The sequence below is a fragment of the Rhodococcus sp. RCBS9 genome (assembly GCF_029457415.1).
Taxonomy (GTDB): Bacteria; Actinomycetota; Actinomycetes; order Mycobacteriales; family Mycobacteriaceae; genus Rhodococcus_F; species Rhodococcus_F qingshengii.
Genome location: NZ_CP120422.1, coordinates 458,852 through 482,557, shown reverse-complemented (window position 1 = coordinate 482,557; position 23,706 = coordinate 458,852). Strand labels below are relative to the sequence as shown.

10 protein-coding genes are annotated in these 23,706 nt (G+C 57.6%); 2 read left to right on the top strand and 8 right to left on the bottom strand.

Annotation, left to right across the window (positions count from 1 at the left end; all coding sequences use genetic code 11):
* Window positions 1-3: 3 nt before the first annotated feature.
* Together P0M12_RS02300 and P0M12_RS02295 are read left to right on the top strand one after the other, a co-directional pair.
* Window positions 4-858: a ParA family protein gene (locus P0M12_RS02300; protein WP_003940667.1), complete on the top strand. Its 855-nt coding sequence runs from the start codon at window positions 4-6 to the stop codon at window positions 856-858.
* Window positions 855-1,346 (top strand): hypothetical protein, encoded by a 492-nt coding sequence (locus P0M12_RS02295; protein WP_042447940.1) that lies wholly within the window; start codon window positions 855-857, stop codon window positions 1,344-1,346. The genes P0M12_RS02300 and P0M12_RS02295 overlap by 4 nt, the downstream gene beginning before the upstream one ends.
* A 560-nt stretch (window positions 1,347-1,906) precedes the next feature.
* Here the strand turns inward: P0M12_RS02295 and drt3b are convergent.
* The 8 genes from drt3b to P0M12_RS02255 all read right to left on the bottom strand — a co-directional run bounded on the left by drt3b (window position 1,907) and on the right by P0M12_RS02255 (window position 23,332).
* A complete protein-coding gene (drt3b, locus tag P0M12_RS02290; RefSeq protein WP_277377414.1) occupies window positions 1,907-4,015 on the bottom strand; it encodes an antiviral reverse transcriptase Drt3b in 2,109 nt (702 codons plus the stop codon).
* Complete coding sequence (gene drt3a / locus P0M12_RS02285) at window positions 3,999-5,366, bottom strand: antiviral reverse transcriptase Drt3a (protein ID WP_277377413.1); 1,368 nt, start codon at window positions 5,364-5,366, stop codon at window positions 3,999-4,001. The genes drt3b and drt3a overlap by 17 nt, the downstream gene beginning before the upstream one ends.
* A 103-nt stretch (window positions 5,367-5,469) precedes the next feature.
* Window positions 5,470-7,575 (bottom strand): DEAD/DEAH box helicase, encoded by a 2,106-nt coding sequence (locus P0M12_RS02280; RefSeq protein WP_277377412.1) that lies wholly within the window; start codon window positions 7,573-7,575, stop codon window positions 5,470-5,472.
* Window positions 7,572-8,864 carry a BREX system ATP-binding protein BrxD gene (gene brxD, locus P0M12_RS02275; protein WP_193595133.1) on the bottom strand — a complete coding sequence of 431 codons (1,293 nt, stop codon included), beginning with the start codon at window positions 8,862-8,864 and terminating at the stop codon, window positions 7,572-7,574. The genes P0M12_RS02280 and brxD overlap by 4 nt, the downstream gene beginning before the upstream one ends.
* Window positions 8,861-11,662, bottom strand: coding sequence for a BREX-2 system phosphatase PglZ (gene pglZ / locus P0M12_RS02270; RefSeq protein WP_277377411.1), 2,802 nt, complete (start codon window positions 11,660-11,662; stop codon window positions 8,861-8,863). The genes brxD and pglZ overlap by 4 nt, the downstream gene beginning before the upstream one ends.
* A complete protein-coding gene (locus P0M12_RS02265; protein WP_277377410.1) occupies window positions 11,659-15,570 on the bottom strand; it encodes a DUF6079 family protein in 3,912 nt (1,303 codons plus the stop codon). The genes pglZ and P0M12_RS02265 overlap by 4 nt, the downstream gene beginning before the upstream one ends.
* Window positions 15,570-19,166: a BREX-2 system adenine-specific DNA-methyltransferase PglX gene (pglX, locus tag P0M12_RS02260; protein ID WP_277377409.1), complete on the bottom strand. Its 3,597-nt coding sequence runs from the start codon at window positions 19,164-19,166 to the stop codon at window positions 15,570-15,572. Before pglX ends, P0M12_RS02265 begins: the two co-directional genes overlap by 1 nt.
* Window positions 19,166-23,332, bottom strand: a complete 4,167-nt coding sequence (locus P0M12_RS02255) for a protein kinase (RefSeq protein ID WP_277377408.1) — start codon at window positions 23,330-23,332, stop codon at window positions 19,166-19,168. The genes pglX and P0M12_RS02255 overlap by 1 nt, the downstream gene beginning before the upstream one ends.
* Between the last annotated feature and the right edge of the window lie 374 nt (window positions 23,333-23,706).

The following is a 23,706-nucleotide window of genomic DNA, read 5'->3' as shown; positions in this document are numbered from 1 at the left end:
CTGATGGCTAAGACGATTGCGACGATCAACCTCAAGGGCGGCGTCGGTAAGACGACGATCACCGCGGGGTTGGCCGAGTTCATGTCGCTCGAATTCGGTCAGCGCGTGCTGTTGATCGACCTCGATGCGCAGATCAATCTGACGACGATGATGATCAGTGAGGATCACTGGCTCGAACTCAACAAGCAAGGGCTGACCAGCGCAACCATTTTCCGCGACGCCGTCGATGGCACGTCGAACTTCGATCTTGAAGCCTCGATTCAGCGCGGAGTTTCTCCGGTCAAGCGAGTGACGGGTGTGGATTTGCTTCCCTCATCTCTCGATTTGATCGAGCTACAGGAGGAGATCAGTGCCCTTCGGGTTGCTGATCGGAACTCCACCAAGCCGGTTGAATTGTTGAGGGATGCCGTCGCCCCGGTGATGCCGTACTACGACTACGTTCTGATCGATTGCCCGCCGAATCTCGGGCCGATCACACTCAACGGATTGGCCATGGCTGACGGCTACGTGATCCCCACGATCCCGGATGTGCTCTCCACGTACGGCATTCCGCAGATCCAGACGCACATCGCGAAGTTCGGCAAAGAACTCGGCCGTGAACTCTTCGAACTCGGGTTGGTGATCACCAAGTACAAGTCCAACTCGGCGGTGCACCGCACGACTGTGCGAAATCTTCGACGCGATCCCAACGTCCCTCACGTATTGCCGGAGTATCTCGCGGAGTCGAATCAGATTGCCGCGTCGGCGGAGTTTCACCCGTATAGCACTTTGAAGGTGAAGTACGGCAATGCAGGTCAGTTCGATCAGATGCGTGCAATTACGCAGAACATTCTCACGGAAGCGCAGGCGAAGCTATGAGTGCGGGTATCGATGAGGCGCGTCGTCGCGTGCAGGTGCAGGAAACCGGTGCAGCGCTCCTCAAGTTGGGAGCAACCAATGCCTCGGCATCGGTGTTGCTGGCCAAACTGGTTCAGGTAGTTGCAGAGGAAGCTGCCCGTACCCCGCGCTTCGCGAAGGCAATCGAAAGCGCTTTCGCAGTTCCGTCGGATGGATCCGCCGTTGTGGTACCTGCTTCTGCGCCGGCGCCGCGTCGTCGTGCTGCTGTACCGAAGGTGAAGCGGGAGCCGGGGGCTTTCGACCCGTTCGATGTCTTCAAGGTCGATGGGGAAGCAGCGCTGCTGGAGCGTCTTTCAGCCCTCGATGCAGACGGGATCAAGGACATCATCGCGGAGCAGGAGATCGACACGCACAAGGAGACCGGCCGTAAACGGAAGGTCGATGTGCTCGCAGTCTGGACAGTTGAGAGGGTGAAAGCGCTGACCTCGAAGGGGAGTGCGTTCCGGTAGAGCCGAGCAGAAAGTGGACACAAATCCTTCACTTGAAGTGTGGAGGCCAACGTTGATCGGTGTCGAGCTCAACAGCGACGAATATGATCCCTGTCGGATCTTTTGGAATTGGACTGCCGAGGTCGATCCATCCTTCAACTGTTGGGGTGATTAGCCGTTTGGTGACAGAGTGAAAGCAGTACTGTTGACGGATTCGCCCGCTATGATGGCGCTGCCAAAACCATGTTTTCGCAGTTCAAGTGCTGATAGATCTCCTTCATGTTGCGCATCCTGATGTGGAGAAACCCATTAAGTGATCAGCGACGAGGAATTCAGTGAACATTTAATGACTGCGGAACAAGATCGATTTCTGAATTTGCCCTACGCGTCGAACAACGACAGAGCGTTGAAGTGCTTATTCGCGAGAAAACTTTCAGCTGGCGTCAAACGAAACACTCTCAAGGAAATGCATCGATCTATCGCCACTGGAGTAGGGAGGTTGCGTACCACGAAGATTTTGGTGACGGGGTACTCGATACCGCCAAGCGCTGGTGTGTGGCAGAGCCGTTCGAGGCGCAAATCTAGTATACTTCTTGAACTCGTTTCTCGAGGAGTTCAGAATAGAGATCTAGGTCACTCCAGTTCTGGAACCATCGCTGCTGAAAATTCATAGCATACATTTTTTCCCGATTGGTCTCGATTCCATGGAGTGCAAGAATCTTCTTCTTGCATTTTTGTGAAACGTATGGGCACGATATTAGAGTTAAGGAATAGAGCACTTGCTCTGACATGAGCCTTTGTGGAATGCTTAAGGATTCAATTCGTGTTACTACCCAAATTTCAACAGCATCTTTAATGCCTTTGTACTTCAAATTATCTTGGATGTAGCGAATAATATTCGATACAATAAGAACATTATACCAATCAGGGATAATGAAGGCGCCTTTGATTATTTCTATTCCCGTGTATCGACAGAAATCTGACACTTCCAAATTGTAGTGCCTGTCCAGTTGTTCAAGAATATTGAGTAAGTATAGCGCTTCAATGGAGCTGTTCTGCTTGAGTGGATTTCGATTTAGTTGTACGATCGACTCCTGGTAAATGAGGTCATCAAGCGAGTCGCGATTATCCCGTGAGATATCGATCGAATCTGCACATTTTCGAGAGAGTGTTGCAATCCTTGCGAGCTTAATTGCAGGAGCCACCCTAGGAGACCCTCCGTAAATGTAGAAGGCCAGTTCGGTACACTCCATCAATGCGGCTGAAAGGTGAATTTCTGAATCTCTATACTGCGTACTGATTTCGGTTTTGGAGTCATTTATCTGAGCGTGTTCTGAATTGTAGCGAAGGAATCTCTTGATAATATTTTCGAGGGAAATTTCGAGATTGGCCAGGGTGAAATTTACTAGCTCCAACGGGCCGAGGTTGGTTTGTCGTAGAATTGTCTTGTACTCGCTGATTACATGATGTAGGCATGGTTCGAATGATAGTTCTTGAATTTGGCCGTCATTTGTAGTGATATGTTCCTTGACGACCATTTCCCGAGACAAGAGTTGAACAATCTTTTCTTTTGCGATGGACATATCTGAAATGAACGGGGTTGTATTTACCTGTGTTTTGTCAATATTTAAGTGAAATCTGAAAGGTCGGAGATGTTCGGTGATTGTATCGACGATGGTGTCGATCATGCTCGTATCTCGTATGAATATAAAATAGTCGTCTACGTAGCGCATTATCTCATAGTCTTGTCGGTGTAGTAAGTCCTTTGACTGAAGGGTTTTCTCAACTTCAACATCTACCGTCTGGAGAATTATCTCGGCAAATATTCTTGACACTTCGGGCCCAATGAGTATTCCGTGAGTTTCGCCATCGTTCATATTTTGAATCAATTTGTCAAATTCTCCAGCAAAAGATCCCTTCAGGGGATTCATTTCCTTTTTTGAGTATTCTTTGTCGTGGATGGCCCAATTTATCGCATGCGTATAGATGCTATCGAAGCACTTTGTTATGTCTAATTTTAACAGGTGGCCGAATCTTTTTTCATTGTCTCGGTATTCTACCGATTCGTAAAATTTGTGTATATTGTTATATCTTTGATAGACGAAGTACGACCGTATCCGATCATATTCGAAGTTCTCTGACTCGACCTCGGAGGATCCAATCCCGGTGCCGATAGATAGGTGTTCGCCAGTAGATTTTTCGAAGAGGTCGTCACGAAGCACTGTGTGCCGTGTCATTCGTTTCGGATATCGAACAGAATACGGACTGCGGCTGGTGTAGTAAAGTATCAAACTCCTGTAGCGTCGATAAAATTCGATCATCATGATTTGCGATCGAGGATGCGCGATTGACAGTTGTCTCGACTGGGTTTCTTTGTGTCGAATCTCGAAGTGAAATGGAGCAGTTGAGCCGTGTAGTTGCTTTCTCTTGATCGAGAACCAAATTCCTTTTTCTGTCACTAGCTGTTCCATTGGAACATGTTTGCCGAATATAATTTGCAAGATAGGCTTTATTGAATCATCAACCCAGAAGAATTTAATGTTCACGCTGTCGAATTCCATGCGTGCAGAATTGAGGAACTTATAAAGTCCAAGATTGCTAAATGATGCCGGAATCTCATATGGAAGTATCTCTGAAATTACTGCTCTGGAATCTCGATGTTTTACTCTAACTCTACGATTTCTCATCATATTTCCAAACCTTCACGATTTTGCTCAATTTTTTTCCGGAAAATGAATGAAACGTTTTTGATTCGAATCCGTTCGCGAAGGAGAGTGATCGCATTCGTTCGAGCCATTCGGGTGGTATCGAGTTTTTTTCAAGCATTTTTTGATATGTTGCATCAAGTGAATTTATTTTGTTGGAGGTTTCCGATAGTAGACTGTTGGAGAAGTAGACTCCGGTCAGGGCATGGCGTTTGTTATTTGATAGTCGAGTATTTGAGGTCAGGAACTTAATCCGATCATGAAGAGTTGAAATTGCAGAACCGCTGCCAGGGTTGCTATTGAAGGAAGAGAAAGAAAGGTCCAACCTACGCCTGTATCTGGCGACCCTGGAATTTGATATATCCACCTTTGCATTATTTTCGGACAAACTATATTCATATCCGAGGAAACTGAATTTCTTGATATCGCCGCCTAGTTTTGAGGTCTCAATGTACCGAGTTTTCGAGGCATTCATTGATAGGTTGAGATTTCTGATATCAGATCGAATTTTTGCCTGCCTTTCCTCCTTCGGTCTGTGGTGATGTCCGGAGTTGAAGACCATGACTATGTCGTCGACATATCTAACGTAGAGCCGAAGTCCTTCATGTCTCTTTAATGTGTTGTCAAGTTGAGAGAGGTAGACTTCCGCTAACATTGAGCTAATCCCGAGGCCGCGTGGTATTCCTTTTTGGGTACCACTTAAATTTCTGTATTCCTCTAGTAATGAATCGATAAATCGACAGGATGTTCTGCTGAGTGATGGAGAATTATGTAACAGGCCAATCAATTCTTCATGAGGTATGCTCTCATAGAATTTCCTGAGATCAGTTCGAACAATTAGCTTCTTTGTCTTGTCGTCCAGGCTGAGGAGAACTTGCTCCGCAAGATTCTGACGGTTGGGGAGAACTAGTGAAAACGAGTTCTTCAGGTTTTCCTCGATCTGGCGTGCAATGAAGTAGTTTTCGGGTTCGTTGATTCGAATTCGGTACGTTTGTTTTCCGAGGATAATGCTTCCGCGCTCAAGGGAAAGGCTGAAATCGCTATTGTTTATCTTGCTATCTATTTTAACGCACACTTCCTTTAATGCTTCATTGAGAGTATTTTCCTTCAGGTTTGACTTTTCGTTTCTTAGATTCTTGAGTCGTTTGTGTTCCGCCTCGCGTTCTTTCGACCCAAGTGGAAATTGGTCGATTTGGTATTTTGTGGACCTTGATAGGTTTTTTAGATCCTGTGCGGCTTCGGCAAACTTGGGAAAGAAATTGGTAAGATCTTCGCCTCGACGTGTTCGTAGATCCCAGAGGCGGCGAAAGTTCTCAACTGAGAAGCGCTGGTCCATTCGGTGAGTGGCTGTCGATCGCGCTGGTGACGTTGATTTCAAAATGCTCCGTCCACTATTGTCTCGTGAAGAAAAATGGCAATTGTTAGATGATCGAAATCGACTAGATGTTGGGGTGAATATGATTTTTTTCGGCGAGTATTCGTGCAGATCCAGATGAATCGACCAACCGCGCGGAGAGCGTTTGGCGGGCCAAACGCTCTGGGAGAGCGACGGAGAATTTCAGCCCTCGCAGCGCACCTTTGTCGACGGCAGGTAGAGGTCGCGGTGCATCGTGAGCGCGTGCAGCTGCAAGTCCGTCACGGATGTCTTGCACACTCAAGTCGCGGTGCAGGCGTACGCAGTCCGCTCGCGACATCTGGCGCGGGACGATCAGGTCCGGAATCCAAGCGCCCAAGGTTCGGTTCGCTTTCGCGCCTGCCCAGGTCCACCATCGCCAGTCCTCTCGCTCGTCGCGTGCAATGACGAATGCTCCGTCGGTGACGGTGCCAGATCGGACGTCACGGATGCCATCGATCGTTGTCATCGCACGACGGGTGAGAGTCACACCTTGCGGAAGTGACCCGAGGAGGACTTCCCTCATTCCACGCGCGATTTCAAAGGAGGGACCATCGGGGATCGAGCTCCATTTGGCCTTTCCTGCGATCTCCGTGGCCTCGACGTAGCAGAATCGTCGTTTCCAATCGATATGGGTGACCGCCCAGGAACGCCCACCCAGCAACAAGATTCGGCGCCCTTCTACTTCTTCGGTCAGCAGCGCTGTCTCGACGGACCCGATTTCGTCGCGACCAGCGAGCACCTTGAACTCCGGTGCGGCGGTGAATACTGCGAGGAGTTCCATGAAGTGCCGTCGGCCGAAGTGCTTCTCGGCTTCGAGCCCGATGAATGCGGTTCCGGAGTCCTGTTCTAGGAACCCTTCGGAGAGGAGGTGAGACATGATCTCGGGGGCGGTGTCGTCGAAGAGAGGGAGTGAACCCCAGCTTAATTGCCAATCGGTGAGTGGTACTCGCCTGGTCTGCAATGCCGATGCCAGAATCTGTTGCGCCACAATGTGCCGCGGCTCGGGGGTGGGGAGAACTGGCTCGACCCATCCCGATGACCAGCACTGCAACATACCGAGAGCGTCGAGGACTGCTTCTTCCGTGATGCACAGGAAAAGACAGTTACGGGTGGAACCAGGCCTGCGCCCAGTCCGACCTAGTCGTTGCAGAAAAGACGAGACCGTGCGAGGCGCGTTGATCTGGATGACGCGGTCAAGATCTCCGACATCGATGCCGAGCTCGAGAGTGGATGTTGCGACGATGACACAGTCGCGCGCTTCGGCAAAGGCTTCCTCAGACTCTCGGCGCTCTGCAGCAGAGAGCGACGAGTGGGAAACGAAGGTCGTGATTCCGCGCTCTCGCAGAGACTTGCCGAGTTCCTCAGCCAGCCGTCGCGAGTCGACGAACACTAGCCGCTTCTCGCCTTTGTGCAGTGTGGCAATTACTTTGGAGGCATTCTCGACGCTGCCCACTGAGTCGACGGTAATGTCGGGCACGACTGCGCCGCCGTCAAGCGAAGGCGCGATCACGAGACCGGCTCGAACCGAGCCGCCTTGCAACCAGCTCAACAGCTGATCTGGGTTCCCGACGGTGGCAGACATACCAACACGCTGAAGCTTGCGGCCCAACAATGTCTCGAGGCGGGCTAGGACGGCGAGCAGATGCCAGCCGCGATCGTCACCCGCGAAGGCATGTACTTCGTCGACGACAACCGCTTGAACGCCGCCGAGTACTTCAGCTGCATCGACGCCTTCGGAAACCAACATTGATTCGAGGGACTCGGGCGTCGTCAATAAGACATCCGGGCGGTCACGCTTGATACGGTCGCGGGCGGAGGATGTCACGTCACCGTGCCAGGTTGCCGCGTCGCGTCCCATCCACTCGGCGTAACCCGCGATGCGTGGTTGAAGGTTGTTCAGCAGCGCCTTGAGTGGGCAGATGTACAGAACAGAGATCCCGGTCCAGCGCTCCGTCTGCATACGCGTCAGCAACGGGAACATTGCAGCTTCCGTTTTGCCGCCCGCGGTAGGTGCCAACAGAATTGCGTCTGATCCGGTGCTGATGGGCGCGACCGATTCGTCCTGCAGAGGTCGCAATCCGGGCCACCCGAGTGAATTGACAATGTGGTGCTGGATAACCGGATCGAGTCGGTCGAAACCGGCAGTCACAGTTCGACCTCATCAGCGCTGGTGGCCTGAACGATTTCGGCCTTCTCGCTGTCGGCGATGGTTAGCGAATAGTGTTGGCGTGGATCAAAGTCGGCGAATTGATCGACTCGGTCCAGTACGTCCGCGACAAGCTTCTTGAGGAAGATGCGTGGGGATACCCCGACTTTCCCACCGAGCTCGCCGGCAACAGCATCGGCAAGGTCGCGCAGGTAAGCGTCGTCGACCAACGTGCGGATTCTGTCCGACTCAGACGATCCATCGGCGTAGACGTCGCGAACGCGGATGCCGACTTCGACGAGGCGATCAAGATCGAATCCGGTGAGCCTGATTTGGGGAGCGCGAGGATTGTCGAATCGTGCGTCCGTCCCGAAGTCCGTCTGCAGACGCTGCGCGAGCGGGGGCAATGCCTGCACCCCCAATCGTCCGTCGTAGAACGCTGGAGTTCCGGTGATGATCAGGTAGAGGCCGGGGTAGCGGCCGGAGTCGAGCTCATCGATCCACTGCCGCAATGCATTAAGGGCCTTCGCGCGGCTGTCCGAGCGCATTCGCTGCAATGTTTCAACTTCATCGATCACCAGAACGAGGCCCGGGTGTCGTGCGCCTTTGAGGACTGCAAGGAGCCCTTGCAGAAATCCCATCGCGAGAAAATGGTCGACGTCCTGACGCACGCCGGCTACACGTTTCGCAGCGGCACCGACATGTGGTTGGCCGCCGAGCCACGCGATAAGAGCATCGGCGGTTGCGGCATCGTCACGGTCGACGGCATCGCGGTAGGCGCGCAGGACCATCGGATACACCGGGGTGGCGGTGGCGACACTGGCGAGGCGTTGCTCGAGTAGAGCCGCGATTTGCTCGGCAGTCGCTTCGTCGGTACCGGCAGCGGTGGCTGCGTCTTCTTCGATCCCGTACAGCCAGGCATCGATGACATTGCGAAACGCGCTCTTGGCGAAGGCCGAGGTCCGCAACTCTTCGATAGTCCGTCGATACACGGTCTCGAGCTTGTGCAGCGGGGTTTCGAGTTCGCTGATCTGAACTTCGGCGACGGCGAGACCACGTTGCATCGCGCGTTGCTCGACCCACCGAGAGAAGAACGTCTTACCCGAGCCGTACTCGCCGCGTACGGCTTTGAAGATCGCTCCCCCCGAGGCAACGGCGTCGAGGTCCTCGTCGATGGTGGTGGCGAAGCGGTCGATCCCGACAGCGAGGACGTCGAGATTGCCGTCGGGCACGGTGCCCTGGCGTAGCGACTGGAGGATCTCGCGTCGACGAACTGGTGACAAGGCGGTCACTGGGGGACTCCGAACTGCTCGAACATCAGGGCAGCCTCCACTTCCAGTTCGGTGCCGTTGACACTGAGAACTACGACGCCGTCGGTGTTCAAGATCTGGGCCACGACCGACAATGCTCTACTGGCACGTGTCGAAGGTACGCCGAGTATTTCGGCAGCGCGTACGAGTGATAGCACTCCGTTGCCGGAAATTGTCTCACGGAGAAGAGTCTCGATGGCAGCTTTTTCGAGGTTGCGTCCGAATGTCTTGTACTGCTGTTCAAACAGTGCTGTCCCGAGTAGTGCTGACACCTTGTCGCGCCCGTCGGGAACAACTGGTGACGCAGCCACTGCTGCGGCGGGAGCACCAACATCGAACAGCGCATCGGACTGCGGTGACACCTTGGGCGCAACCGTTTTCTTTCGCTTCGGCACAACGGCCGGTGCAGCGGTGACCGGAGTCTGCAAGGCAATTGTTGTGCGACTCGGTTCCCACCAGGCGGGCACCGGGGAAGGCGACACCTCGAGGCCAAGGTGTGGCGGTACGGCACCGTTGACGAGAATCGAGATGGGAATGACCGCCTCGGCTAGCGTGGCGCCGCCGTGGTAGCCGGCCTTCATCCCGGTGTACCGCAGTTGCTCGTCCACCGCGAGGACCGCGCTGTGGCTGTCGGTGAGTACACGCGGACCTTCGACCAGGACCTCGTCAGGGGGTATCGAGGCTGCATCGGCGCCTGCTGCGAGACGGTATCGAGCCGAAACCTGCTGACCGCGTTGCACACTTGGCTGCTCACGACGCTCGACGACATGACCGTGGTCGCTGACAAGGACAATGGTGCGACCGACTGCTGCCGCAGCAGACAAGAGCGCATCGAGATGCTTGAAACCCGCCGTGGTCCAAGTGGTGCCGATCGGATCGGACCGATCGAGGGCGTCATCGATGTCATTGAGGACACAGGCAATGACGGGGCGGTCTTTTGTGTTTTCGACAGCGGTACGCACGTCCTGCGCGAGCGCGTTGCCGCGCGAAACTGCTTCCAGGTCCGCTTTATGGAAGAGCACCTGACCCGCGCCGCGCAATGCGTGCGATTGCAGCCACGAGGCGAATCCTCGGCGTTCCTCAGACTGTCCGCCACGCTGGAGTGCGCCGGATAGCAGTGTGCAGCGGGAGAATTCGGTAACCGTCGGCAGGGCAGCGAGTGCTGCACTGTTCGGTTCCTCGGAGACCAGGGTGCATTCTTGCCATTGGGGGCGATAGCGACGGAGTGCGTCCGCAACAACCTCGTTGGCTGCGGTGGCACCCATTCCGTCGGCGATGACGAGCAGTACCGGAGATCGAGTGGCCGTGCTGAGCGCGCTGGCACCCGGCGCTGCAACAGTGAGCGGCAGGACCACACGGTCGAGGATGTCCTCGATGTACATCGGGGCGCCGGGGCCGTTTAGGTGATGAGTGCCGCTGGACGACAGCAGAGTCGCGAACTGTCGGTCTTGCTCTCCGCGACGGGCGCGCACAGTCGTGATGATCCGATGTGCCGCCGCCGCGAGGGTCGGGTCGTCGGCACCGACAAAGGCGTCGTTGACGGCACCGTCGACCCAAGACAATTCGCTGCGGTAGTACGTCGGCCACCCGGCGAGTGTCGACGGTCGTTGGGCATCGCGGCGCGTCCACCGCAGTAGCCGTAGGGCAGCGGCGCCTACCCGGACGTCGCGTGGTGCGTCGGGGGAGTCCACTCGTGATTCACGATGTGCGACTACGTCAGCCCACGCGTTTTCCACTGCCGTGAGATCTGGGTTCTGTTCGGCGGCAGAAAGAGCTGCTGCGAATCGTGCGATACGAGGCGGGCGCGCGGACGACAGGACATCCGATCGACCAACTAACGAGGTCGCCTGCAAACGGACCACCAGTTGCTCGGCCCGGCGCAGGACGTCGTCCGGAACGTCGGCGCCGGTAACAGCGAGGGCTGCCGTATTGCCCCAGGCGGAGAGCTGCTGCTCTGTCAAAGTGTGGTGACCGAGCTCGACTTCGAGGAGCGTACGCACTTTGACGGTCACGTCGATCGACGTGGGGAAAGCGGCGGATGCGGCGGCGGAATCGTCGATCAGCGCGGCGACGAGTCCGAGGGGAACCAGTTGCGCTGGTCCACTGGTGCGCCACACTATCGTCATTGAGCGGCCGAGGGGACCGAGGGTGCGTTCGAGCCAGAGATAGAACTGTTCAACCAAGACCGGCGCGGTTCGGTCACGCCACGCTGAAAACCTCTTGGTCCGTTCGGTATTCATTGACCACAGCGACACATGATGAGGAGTGACCTCGCTGGCCGTCAGCCCGAAATTGCGTTGGGCGAGGGCTCCGAACAGGTGGTCGTTGGTCAGGACACCGCCCGGGGCGGGCGGCACCGAATCACCAAGTTCGCGCAACGCGGAGCGGGCGGCGTCGTTGTCGAGGGAGAGCAGATTGAACTCTTGTCGGTTCGCCCGGAACTTCTCTCTAAGCGCGGGCCACGGATCCAGATTGGACAGCCGGCCCGAGACCAGGTGATCGACAACTCCAGCGGGCAGTTCGGCCGACTCCCGATCTGTGAGGATCACTACCCAATCGAAGTGGTGTCGCTCGGTCAGCGCGTCACGAATCGCGAGCACACTCGGACCAACTGTGATCTTCACGCTCTGGCCGTCGAGCTCGAAAGTGTCGGCACCAGACCACACGGGTGCCGCGGCGAGCGCAATAACCCCGCGGCGATGCCGACTGGCACGGAACTGACCGATCGCGGTGCGGATGCCGGCCACATCAGCTTCCGGGAGGCGTGTTGGCACTGTCACGATTCGAGCCTTGTAATAGTCACGGTGATTTTTGCGTCCGGGTGATTGTTGAGCATCTCTCTCAGCTGATTCTCAACCACTGACACAGCGTGACTGTCAGTGACTGCGATGGTCTCGGTGGTTCCACCAACTGGCTTCCGCTCTCGCTCCTCACGTTCGCGCTCAAGTTCGCGCTGGCGTTCTAGTTCCTGACGTTGACGTTCGAGCTCACGTTGGCGTTCTAGCTCCTGACGTTCGCGTTCTAGTTCCTCACGCTGGCGTTCGAGTTCGCGTTGAACTTCTAGCTCCCGACGTTTGCTCTCCTGCTCTTCGCGTTCTGTATCCGCATCGTTTCGCTTTTTTCGTCCTCTTATTGCAGCTTCTTCGAGCCAGGTATCGCGGTCACCGGCGGCACTCGCGAGAGCGGGAGGAAGGCTCTGCACTGCCTCGTGCGATTCGAATGCCTGCTGCAGTTTGGACAAAATGACCCGTGCGCTCGCGGAACCCTCGTCAGTATCCGAAGTGGCTGCATCGCGGAGTACGTTCCACTGACCGAGCGGGTAGCGAATGAGAGCCTGCTCAATCGCGGCGGCAGATGTAAGTGACTTTGACGCCTCGACGTCTGTGCCGCGTAATGGCGCATCAGCGATCGCGGCCACGAGACCGAGGTTGTCGACGTGCGTCAACATCCTCTCGAACAGTTCCGCCAGATCGGCAGCCAACGCGGACCGGCCCTTCTCCGGATCGAGCCCAAAGTAGGTGTAGGCAGCACCGAGTGCGTTGACGAACTGACTGCGGCCAACGAACGTAGTGCGCGCATACGAGCGCACATTGTCCGCGAACGCGGCAAGGTTCGTAGCAGTCAAATATTCGTTGACTACCAGACCGGTCCAGGTCTTCCACCGCGTGATCGCCTTGTGCCATTCGGATTGATCCGGCAACGGTTCCAGACGCAGCGCGGTGCCCCGGCGGATATCGCCGATCGAGGGCTCGTCGATCGGGCTCGAGTGCAGGAACCAGGAGCGCTTGGTTTGCGCAGCCCACGCCCCGGCAACCAGATCGATCATGTCGGACGTCAGGCCGCGCTTGGGTCCACTCGCAGCGATGGCGGTCCGCAACACCTCGATATCGACGTCGGACTGCTCGTCGATCGCCAAGCGAGAGAGTTCCTGGGTGATGCGGGTACGCCACGCCGTGAACTGCTCAGGCCCGAAGATCAGGTGCGTCTCATTGGTTTTCGCGATACCGAGCGGCTCGACGACCCGGCGGGCGACGTCCCGTTCGCTACGTTCGAGCGGGAACCGACCGTCCACCTGAGACTGTGCCTCACGCAACCGTGTCAACACAGTGTTGAGTTCACGGCGGCTGATCACCTTGTCGACGGGCGTGAATTCCGGGTGATCCGGATAGAGCGCGTCGAAGGCGTCCGTGATCAGACGGTCGACGGCTTCGCCAAGTGTGTTTCCGATCGGCGGCTGCACTGCGAAACCGGCGTGCAGAGAACGTAAGGGGGGCTGTCCTTCGGGGAACTGGGCACCACTGGCGACTCCGTAAGATACCTGGATCGCGTTGCTCAATTGCCCGAGCACCTGCGACTGCTGTTGCTGCAAGATCGAGCGGGCAGCGGCGCGGTCCGCTTCGGACAGCTCATTCGCGTACGACGCCCAACGATCACCCGCGAGCACGTAGTTGAGGATGACCAGGAGGCCGAGTTGCCGGGTGACCTTCTCGGAGAAGAAGCTGGGCAACCAGGCCACCGTGAATCGGTCCTGGCCAGTGCGCAGCAGCGCTTCGATACGGTCGTGGTCTTCGGACGTAGTGTGCCCGGAATCGTCGAACGGAAGATCGACGACCAGCCGCAATGCACCGGCGGTGGTAGGCCGGAACGATTCGTCGGGAAGATACCCGCGATCGCGGACGTTACCGAACACCACTTCGACGGGACGCTCGGTTCCCCGCCAAACCTTGTTGCGCAGCAAGGCATTATCAACGGTGTGATCGACGTCGACAACACCGAAGTGCTCGGAGAGCAGGGTGCGCATCAGTTCCCGGCGCCGGCCGTCCGTGTCCTCAGCTTGCGCACGAGTGATGATGCGCTCGTAGTCGACAGACTCGAGAGTGACGGAAATGATGGGGTTCGCATCAGCAGTGACGGACAGCTCGGGGATCTCTGCAGCCCACTGCTTGACCTTGTTGGTGATCTGGCCGATCTGATCACCGGGAATGATGCTGACAACGCTGCCGTGGTTGAGCGACGCGAGACGGCTGGCATCGATCTGTTTGAGCGCCGGGACGTTTGGCGCGACCGCTGACATCAGCAATGTCTTTGCGATCCGGATATCTGCGCGCAACCCTGGTGGTACGGCATCGTCCGCGGTTGTTTCTTCGATACCAGCGGTGCGGAACAACAACGGACGCAGCTTCTCGATCCAGAGTGTGCGTGCGGTCTTGAATGTGCTTGCCGCCGCATCGTTGATCGGCGTCGAGTTTGCACTGTCGATGATGTAGTCGAACGCTTCGCCGACGGGAATGACGTTGTCGACAGTCAGACGATCAGCGTTGTCCTGCAGCATCTGTTGCATAACCTTCAGCGCCGTGCGTTCACGCTGCATTTGCCCCGACAACGCCCGCAGTGTCGCGATCAGTGCGGGGGAGAACGGGTAGGTCAGCTTGAACGCATCGGAATCGGAACCGCGGTACTGCCCGTCGGTGTTGACGCCGTCGAGCAGGACATCCCAGACCTTTGGGTTGCGGTCTAGATGCGCAAAGGCATTGTCCAGAGCAGCCTGGGCAGCCGAGTCGAGGGGACTTAACAGTCGCTTCTTTGCGATGAACGGGAGGTTCTCGTCACCAAGGTCGACATTGCCGAACCTGCCAGCCTGATGCGCAAAAGCCTGTTCGAGGGCCTGCTGAGTTGCGCCGGATTCGGAGCCGGTAGCGACCCACTTTGCAAGGTCATGCTGCCGGGCGATGAATGACGAGATCGGCACCGCGAGCCGGCCGCGGCTGGTCTCCACGAGCTTCGTGATCTTCTGAACTTCCGAGTTGAACTTGTCGCGTTCGGTGATGAGGAAGGTCAACCACAACACCAGCTCGTCGAGCATCAGGACAACGCCGTCGTAACCCAAGGACTTCGCGTGGTCGGCGATGACCGCGAGTCCATCCTCGAGAGGTAACCAGTCCGTATTACGTGAATAGCTTGTGAAGTACGACGCTATCAGTGCCTGCTGCAAGCGGGCGCGTTCCGCCGGATCCGCACCGGGGGCGGTTGCTGTTGAATAACTTTCGGCAGACCAAGTGCCGGTCGACTGTCCCAGTGCCGCCCAGTTCACAGTGCCCGACGGCTGTCCGCCGTCAACACCGTTGAGCGCGGCGAAGAACTTGGCCTCGCCCACCTCGGCACGACGATTATCGGCATCGGCGAACAGTCCACCGGCCGAGTGCAGCACGGGCGGCAAGGCGTTCGGGTGCAGGGCTGTGATCTGACGCAGGTATTGATCGAACAAGGCTGATTCGATGGTCTGTGAATCCAGGAAGTGGAACGTCAGACGCAGGAGTTTGGCATTCGAAATTGCTTGGTGCTGAGCAATAATCGGTTGCAGTTCAGGAATCGACAGAGCCTTCGGTGCGTGGCCCAGAACGCCGTGCAGCACAGCCATGAAGTGCGACTTACCGGAGCCGAACGATCCGTTGAGGTACGCAGACTTGTTCTCCCCGGTCCGCAGCGACTCTTCGACCACGGACAACGCCTGATTGAATGCTTCGGCAATGGCAGGGGTGACGACATACGAGTCGACGGTCGCGGCCAACCGATCTTCGGCGACAGAGTCGGATAGACGGAGAACGTAGTCATTGGTGCCGTGCGATTCCGAGATCGCGAAGGTCTCCCGCAGAGTGCGTGCGGAAGATGCGGAGTTGCCGGGGAACATCACTGCGCGGCCTTTCTGGGAGCAGCCTTGCGGGCTCGAGTGGTTTTGGCGGGACGCCAGGCTGGTAGATCGCCGACGGGTATGCCGACAGCCGAGGCTTTTTCGTGGAGCTGTCCGGTGAGATACTCGGCCAGGTCGATCCCGAAAGTGGGGTCAACTCCGGTATGCCACTGCTTGACCCACGGCAGAACCTCGGCGATACCCGCGACCACCGGTACCAGTTCGGTGAGCGCGGTGCCCTCGGACTCGCGATAGGCATAGATCGTGGCGAGGGCGATGCCTTGCTGGGCGTGGTTCCAACCGGCCCAGCCGAGCAGCGGCGTGGGATCGGTGGCGCGGCCAGCGCCCGGGTACGAGACGAACCGTTCCTTGGGTACGTCGAGTTTGCCGCGGTGCGACCAGTACGAGGATTTCAAGAAGTCGGCGGTTGAGTATTTCGGCGGGACGGGAATGTCGGTAGCCGTGATCAACCCGGCGTCCTCGTCGCGTTGCAGGCCCCAGACTCGTTCCCATTCGGCACGTTTGCGAAGCCCGGAGTCCTTGTAGCGCAAAGCTGCCAGATATGGCACCGCCTCATCGGAGAGCAGTTTGACGAGTGTCTCAGTAACGGGTGTGTCCTTCTTGCCAGCCCACAGATCTAGTGCCTCAATGAATTCGGCGTTCTTCTCGACTTGCCCGGCAAGTTCAGCCACCGACAGACTCTGTGGTGCGCCTTGTGTGGTGAACCAGAGTGACGGTTCTTCGAGTTTGTCGAGAATCCAATCCTTCAGCGCTTGCTGAAGTTTGACGTCCCACGATTCGCCGGCCCAGCGGCGCTTGTACTCGGGACGTTCAAGCAGACGGATGAAGGGATTGGACTCGATTGCCGCCAAACGCTTCTCAACGAGTGCGCGGTACTCGGCCGGCAGGTGGGCAGGGATGTCGGTGACAGGCATTGAACCGTGCCGGCTGAACCAGGCAGATTCGGCTTCGCCAGCCGCGACTTTCCGGGCAAGTGAAATCTCGAAGGCGCGTTCACCCAACTCGATGCCCGGCACATCGCGAGGCGGAAGGAACAGTTCGTCGTCGATGAGGCCGTAATGGAGGTAGACCTCCCAATCGAGTTCGTCTTGTTCGGCAACCATCAGCGCTCGAATGCGGGCATGCTCCGCGCGGGCCGCGTCAATGGTGCTCTTGGTAGCGCCGTTTCGAGTAATCGCTGCGGCGGGCTCCTGTGCTGCGAGGTGCTGCGAGAGATCGTCGATGCGGTGGCCACGTTCGAGTGGCGCCTTCCCGGGTAAAGGGAAGTCCTTGAGGGTAGTACCGGTGAATTCGAAGAAGTTCTCCCATTCTGACAATGTCGTCCGGGCACCGGCAGAGTCGACTGTGCTGCCCTTGTTGTGGCTGTTCTGCTTCAGCCAGAAGCATGCGGTCGAACTGTTGAGGGTGCCCAACAGCCGAAGGTGATCGTCCTCGGTCGCACCCTCCGGCAGCTTGATCACCGGCGCGGAACGATTGAATACCTTGCCGCCGCGATCGAGCACAAAATGGTTGTGTGTCGCGACGAACGCAAATCCGATTCCGAGTGCGACACTGAATCTTTCAGGGTGCCAACGACTCCACTCGTACCAGGTGAGACCGATTTCTTCATGTGTTCCGCCGGGCTCACGGCGAGCTGCGAGCTGTGTCTTGCTGATCCAGAGCAGTTGATGAAGAGCACGATCGGTAAGTGCTGCCGAATAGTCGGGTCCGTACGGAAACAATGCTTCCGTCTTAGTTGTTAGATCCCAATCTCTGATCGCGGTGCCAGGCACGAGCGGAACTATCGATGGTGCCGAAACGCCACGGCGGCGCCAACTACCGATTCCGCCAAAGAACGCATCGTCGGAGCCCGTATGGCAGGTCCTCCCGATGATACGAACGTGTTTACCTAACTGTGAGTTTCGTGCAAGATCGATCGTTGTTTGAAGCTCGACGGCACCGCCACCTGCGAGGCTCCATGGATGCATCCGCAATGTCTCTCGCGGGAGGTTCACCACCGAGACCCATTGATTCTCAAATCCAGGATCGTCGATGTTCTCGGTAATTGAAGTCCAAACCTTGCCTTGGGCAGGGTCTTCCGGCGCACCGGGTTCCCCTTGAATTCCCAAGACTGCGCGAGTTGTGTCACTGCTAACAACTTGATTGCGACCGACAATGATGACCGTGGGGGTTCCGTGGCCCGGAATATAGGCTCCCGAGGTATCAGCTACTAGCCTCAGATCCCTCGTGCTAAGGAAGTCCTCAATGAGAGGAACTCCAAATTCTCTTTTCATAAACGAGTTTGAGGTTATCTGCCCGATCCAGCCCGCGCGGTCGCCTGGCTTCGCGAGGTCGAAGAACTTCTCCATGAACGGCACAGTTAACGCATAGAGCGCCTTACAGAAGTGATAGATTTCCCGATACCGCGCGTTGAGGGCTTTGTCTCGAACAGTGATATAAGGGGGATTCCCGACGACTGCGTCGTATTGTCCTGGCGCAAGAATCTTCCGCAGTAGGCCGGCGTCTTCGGTGCCGTAGGTGAATCCAGATGACGCGGCATCTTTGTCGAAAGACAAGTCGCCGTAGTCAAATGCGTCGGCTCCGCCCTGTTCGGGGCCGTGCAGGAGTGAATCGCCGTTGGCGAGGTTCAATGTGAACTTCGGTGCGTTCACCAATGATGTTTCGCCGCAAGCCTGCAGTGCTGCGACGATCAGGCGAAATTTTGCGATTGCCACTGCAAATGGGTTGAGGTCCACGCCGTAGACAGAGGCCAGTGCGTTGTCGACACGGGTTCGTAGTTCCAGCCCGGGGGCGTGATAATGCCAGCGCTCAACCAGACGAGCGAACGCGCCGAGTAGGAAGTGGCCGGAACCGCAGGTGGGATCGATGATCTTGAAACCCTCGAGCGGGCGGTCCTTTAGTGCGGGCTCCATGGTCTGGTCGAGGATGAATTCTTCTACAAATTTGGGGGTTTGGAGCAGTGCGTACTTCTTCTTCGCGAAGTCCGAAAGATCCTGGTACAGATCGCCGAGGAAACGAGTAGACAGTTGGTCGTCGCGGAACGTCCACACCAAGTCGCCACTATCGTCGGTGCGGCGCCAGAATGTGAGCAGCTGATGCACCGCATCAGAGGAGGGTGTGGTGATGTTGAGCGCTGCGTGTCCATCGACGAGAGACTGTGTGGCGGGGTACTGGCGCAGTGCCTCGAAGGCTTGCTCCAACCATTCGCGGTAGGAGTAGTCGGGATGCTCACGGTAGAAGGAGGTTTCGGCGTCTACGGCTCGTTGGCGCAGCATTGAATCCGGGTGCGTGATCCACACCGCGGCCTCACCGAGGAGTAGATTGTCTTCGCAGAAGCGAACGAACACGCTGGTGAGTAGCCAGCCGACAGCAGCCTGGGTGAGTTGATCTTCGGACCAATCGGTCCACGACACAGCCGTGCGCTTTTCCTGAACAGCAGCCTGGTGAGTAGCGCGCCAACGCTCCAGCTCTGTGCTGTCAGCGGTGAGACGCGTCCGCATATCGTCAACCAGCAGGGCCAGTTGCGGCTTCAGCGCGGTCGTCAGTTGGGTTCCGGCGATCGTGGCCAATGCCATCAGACAGGCTCCTTCTCATTGCGTTTCGGTTCTTGCTGTTCGGCGTTTGTGGGCGATGCGGCTAACGCCAGTAGAGCGCTGAGCCCATTCGCGTCTACCTGTACAAACTGCTCAGGACTCATTCGTGTCAACGCGGTTGTGTCCACGCGGGCACCCGGTCTGCCGCCGGATTCTTCAGGCTGGGGAATCAAGGCCCACACTGCGTGTGCGGGCGGCGACGTGATGTCAATCCAGTTCATCAGGGCCGCTGCCAGCAGGTCGTAGCCCGCAAGCATCGACAGGTCGGTGAGAACCACCGGTCCGTCGGCCTGACTGACTGCCTCGACCAGCGTCGGAATTGCCTGCGAAACAAACCCTTTCAGATTTTCTCGTTCAGCGGCTGGGCCGGCATCTGCAGCGAGGATCGCATCCCACGGTGCGCCCGCCTGATCAGCTACAGATCGGAGGTGACCAAGTACGACGTCAGTGACGTCGATGTGGTGCGCACTGAAGCGGGACGAGAGAGCGGTCGCGAGGTCATCGGAGACACCCATCGGCACTCCCAATGCACGGAAGGTGCGGTCGCGAATGCTCGTCTCGAGCAGTATCTCGATGTCGCTGCCGTGACCGTCGGGTGCGATCGATGGGCGCGCCAACCGAGTGTGAAACGTGGGGACGCTCGACAGATGTCCGGTTGCATTCTCGAATTGGTAACGGCTGCTCGACTCGTTCCAGCGGATGTTCGGCACCACGGACTGAACGACGGCATCGAGGTCCGGGCGGCGGGGAAGCGATTTGGTGAGCTCCGGGAAGCGCGCAGTGACGCGCGACTCCAGTTCGTTGCGACTGAAAGAATCGCTCTCGGCCAAACCGTGAAGCACGAGTTTCAGTGCGTCAGTGATCGGCAGTGCGACGGAGTGCAGTTCGTCGCGCGCGGACAAAGTGACCTCGGTCGACGCGGCCGTGCCGATCCGCAGCAGCGTATGCCCGGGTATCTCCACGTCGCTAGGAGCGATGTCCAAGATCGTCGACGCAACTGCGCGCAGCGGAAGCTCCGCGTCAGCAGGTCTGATCAGGAGGGAGCCCTGCATGCCCGCGTCTGTTATCAGTTTTTCGACCGCGGAAGCCAACCCGGCAGTGAGTTTGCGAGGTACAGCGGCAGTAGAGATCATCGCGACAGTGCCGGAACCGTGACGTCGCACAAGCTGCAACTTCGTGTCGACCCGTTCGTGGACGGTAGTGGCGTCTTCGTCTCCCTCTGTCACTGCAGGTGGGGAAGCGAGTAGAAGACGCAATACACCGAGCGAGGTGCGCTGCGAATTGTCGACGCCATCGGAATGCAATGCACCGGTAAGCTCGCGGGCCAACAACTCGGGAGTGGAAGCGCCACCGGAGGATTCGAGCAGCGCCTGTCCACGACGATAGAGAGACTGCACTGTCGCCGCGAGTTGTGGATTCTTGGACCACATTTCGGTGAATTCACCGAAGATCTGTGCGACGCGCCCCGGCGTGACGTGTGCGAGTAAGGCCAAGGATTGATAGGTCGTAAACGGATCAGCAGGGCTGTCCTCGTGGCTGCCGAGAACAAGTTCCACCACCTGTCGGCGGCTGGTTGACCGTTTACTGCCTGCGGCGCGGGCGAACTCGGCGGCGAGAACTCCCAACGACGAATACGTTGCAGGCTGCGGGGCTGCAGGCACTGATTCAGGTTGAGCAGGTTTGGTGCGTGTAGGGGCAGGAGTGCGAGGCTCTGTGGGCTTAGTCTTGAACAGCGATTCCCAGGCTGTACGCATTGCCGCGGCCGTATCGAAACGGTCTTTGATGCTACGTGCGAGCGCCGTGCGGAAGAACTCGGAAAGTGCTTCGGCGCGGGTGTTCGAGAGACCGCTCGACGTGAAGTCTTCGACCGTGATCGCGACATCGTCGGTGAGTACGGTGGGATCGCTCACCCCGTCGCCGTAGGTGGGCGTCGCTGTAGTTGCCATCTCGTACAGCACAACTGCGGCCGAGTAGCGTTCGGCTGCCGAATCGTAGGCCTGGCGAATCCCAGTTCCTAGGAACGGGTCTCGATAGGGAGGCGTACCGGCATCCAGCTGATCGACCGGTGCGCGGGACAACGAAAAATCGAACAAAGCCAAGCGCACTTTGGCGGCCCGGGCTTTGCTCTCCGGTCGGGACAAGCCCAGGTTCGACGGCTTGATATCACGATGAGTGATACCGGCAGCATCGAGTGCCACCACGGCATTGAGCAGTTCGAGACCCCAGGTGCGCAGCTGCGACTCGGCAAGTGGCGTATATCGGATGACGTCAGCCAGCGTTTTGTCACCACAATTGCTGAGCAGCAGAGCAGTTCGCTGAGCTTCGAGCTCTAGTGGACCCTCGATCAGCTCGACCACACCCGGCACCGCCGGATTCTGCTGGGCCAGTTGGGTGAGAACCTCGGCCTCTTCACGCAGCCGCGACGTTGCGCTGTTGTCGAGACCGACCTTGAGGACCCGCAACCGGCCGTCGTAGTCATGATCAGCGACGAGGATCCCGCGGGCGGTGGACCCTGCCCCCAAAATTTGAACTACCTCGAAACGATCGGAAAGTAGCGCACCGGTCGGAGGATTCAGCGGGTCGATCTCGGGGAGCGACGGCGACGGGTTTTGGAATGAACGGTACGCAGCCAGCTTCGTAGCGAACTGCTGCGCGCCAAAATTTGGCTGACCATTCTTTTTGTCGGTCTCCACCCGGGTTGACACTGAAGGATGCGTTGCGTGCAGCACCAGGTCGCGCAGTGTTTCGTCCACGAAGCGTCCGCCGGAAGCTGCTAGGTCAAGCCCTTGTTCTTGCCGCAGTCGCTCCAAGAGTGCTGCGCGATCGCGGGCAGGCGCCTGGCCGCCGGACAGTAAGAAGTAAGCCAAAGCGCCCAGAGAAAACACGTCCAGAGCCGTGCGGTCAGCGTCAGGCGCCCACCTGTCCTCCGGCGCCTGATAGACCTCGTCGGTCGGGGTGCCACCCGGCGCCAGCGCCGTGCCGAGCATGGTGGCGGAACGAGTTTCGCCGCTGTGCACACGGCCAGCCCACGACCAGTCGACCAGTCTCACCACGACCGACCCCGCGTCGAGTTTGTCGGTGTCGATCAAGACGGTGCTGGGTCCAAGACCACGATGAGCTACGTGGTTGCGGTGGGCATAGGACAGTGCTTCAGCCACCTGAGTGAGGACCGAGAGTTGCTGTTCGGCGGTGAGAGTCCTTGTCGCGAGCGCCAAGTCGAGTGCCTCGAGTCCCGGGATGTCCGGGTAGACGAGCACGGTGTTTCCGTCGTCGTCCTGCACCAGATCGCGGGGTACGACGATGGACTCGTGACGTAATGAGCTCAGCAGTGAATATTCGCGTTGCATTCGACGATGCGCAGCCGCGCGAGCATGAACCGGGGTGCCCGGACGGAACGAGACGATGCGAGCACGGCCCTCTTCGTCAGTGCCCTTGTGCTTCGCTGACCATTCCTGCCAGTCATCGCCGTTGGCGAGCGGTGCACCGGAAATCGTCCAGGAGCCGGCATCACGCTCCGTGCGACGCGCGATGCCGAGGTTCTTGAGAGCCAGAGCGATGATGACGCTGATGTCTTCGTCGACGCGGCGACCGTCGGTAGGGGGCTCGAGAAGCCTCGTGGAAATACCCGGCAGCTTGGTTTGATCTTCACGGCCATCGATACCAAATAGACCGGACTTCGCAAGGTCCGGCATTTCAACGTCAAACGGTGCGCCGTGAAGGAATACGGATTCTTGAGTGAAGGGAAGGGCCTGGCGCACTTTCGCGGGGTTGAGGCCATTTTCTAGAGCGACCTTGCGAGCTTCTTCCTCGATGCGCGACGCGAGGCGTTGCGCTTTGCGTCGAGTAAGGAGGAGTGGAGACTTCTGGGTGCGGATCTTTCCACTCGGTAATGTGCGAACCCAATTAGTTTCTGTACCGCGCAGGGTTCCTACAAAATGCTTGAGCTCAACCAGATGTAACCGGCGCCGACCGAGCACCAACGCGTCGATTTCATGCCAGAGTCCATGGTTGTCCATGAACTCGAAATTGGTCCACACCCGATAAGGCGATGCATTGGGGATGAGGTCGTGAAGGAACTGAAGACCCTCGGTTTCGTGCGCAAATGCAGACTTCGAGACCTCAACCCATCGGTCATTTCCTTGCGTCACGTCACCGTCCCACTGCTCTCGTACGTTGCGGCCGACGGCGGTCGCGTACTTTGCTGACGAGCCTATCAATCGTTGCTGGCGAAACCGGCAGCAGCCACACACGGCGCGTAGGCAATTTCTGCGCGCAATGAGATCCCGACCGAGCGCCTCGATGAGGGTGATCACGATTCCGATGTCAGGAACTGTTTGGTCACAAGTCGATCAATGCAATATCGTCGTTCGCTACTGGTACCAATCTCCAGATGAGACGGGCGCTGAGTGGCGTCTGTAACCATCCAAACCGATATCTGACCGACCGCCTTCCATGATCGTTGGGCTGGCCACCAAGGCGTCGACCGGCGGAAGACTCAGTCCGATGGCCCGGGGATACTCTG

What these genes read in the sequence shown, in the direction of transcription:
- pglX (WP_277377409.1), bottom strand. Translation starts at nt 19,166, where the DNA reads ATGGCATTGGCCACGATCGCCGGAACCCAACTGACGACCGCGCTGAAG.
- P0M12_RS02265 (WP_277377410.1), bottom strand. Translation starts at nt 15,570, where the DNA reads ATGTTCCCCGGCAACTCCGCATCTTCCGCACGCACTCTGCGGGAGACC.
- P0M12_RS02295 (WP_042447940.1), top strand. Translation starts at nt 855, where the DNA reads ATGAGTGCGGGTATCGATGAGGCGCGTCGTCGCGTGCAGGTGCAGGAA.
- drt3b (WP_277377414.1), bottom strand. Translation starts at nt 4,015, where the DNA reads ATGATGAGAAATCGTAGAGTTAGAGTAAAACATCGAGATTCCAGAGCA.
- drt3a (WP_277377413.1), bottom strand. Translation starts at nt 5,366, where the DNA reads ATGGACCAGCGCTTCTCAGTTGAGAACTTTCGCCGCCTCTGGGATCTA.
- P0M12_RS02300 (WP_003940667.1), top strand. Translation starts at nt 4, where the DNA reads ATGGCTAAGACGATTGCGACGATCAACCTCAAGGGCGGCGTCGGTAAG.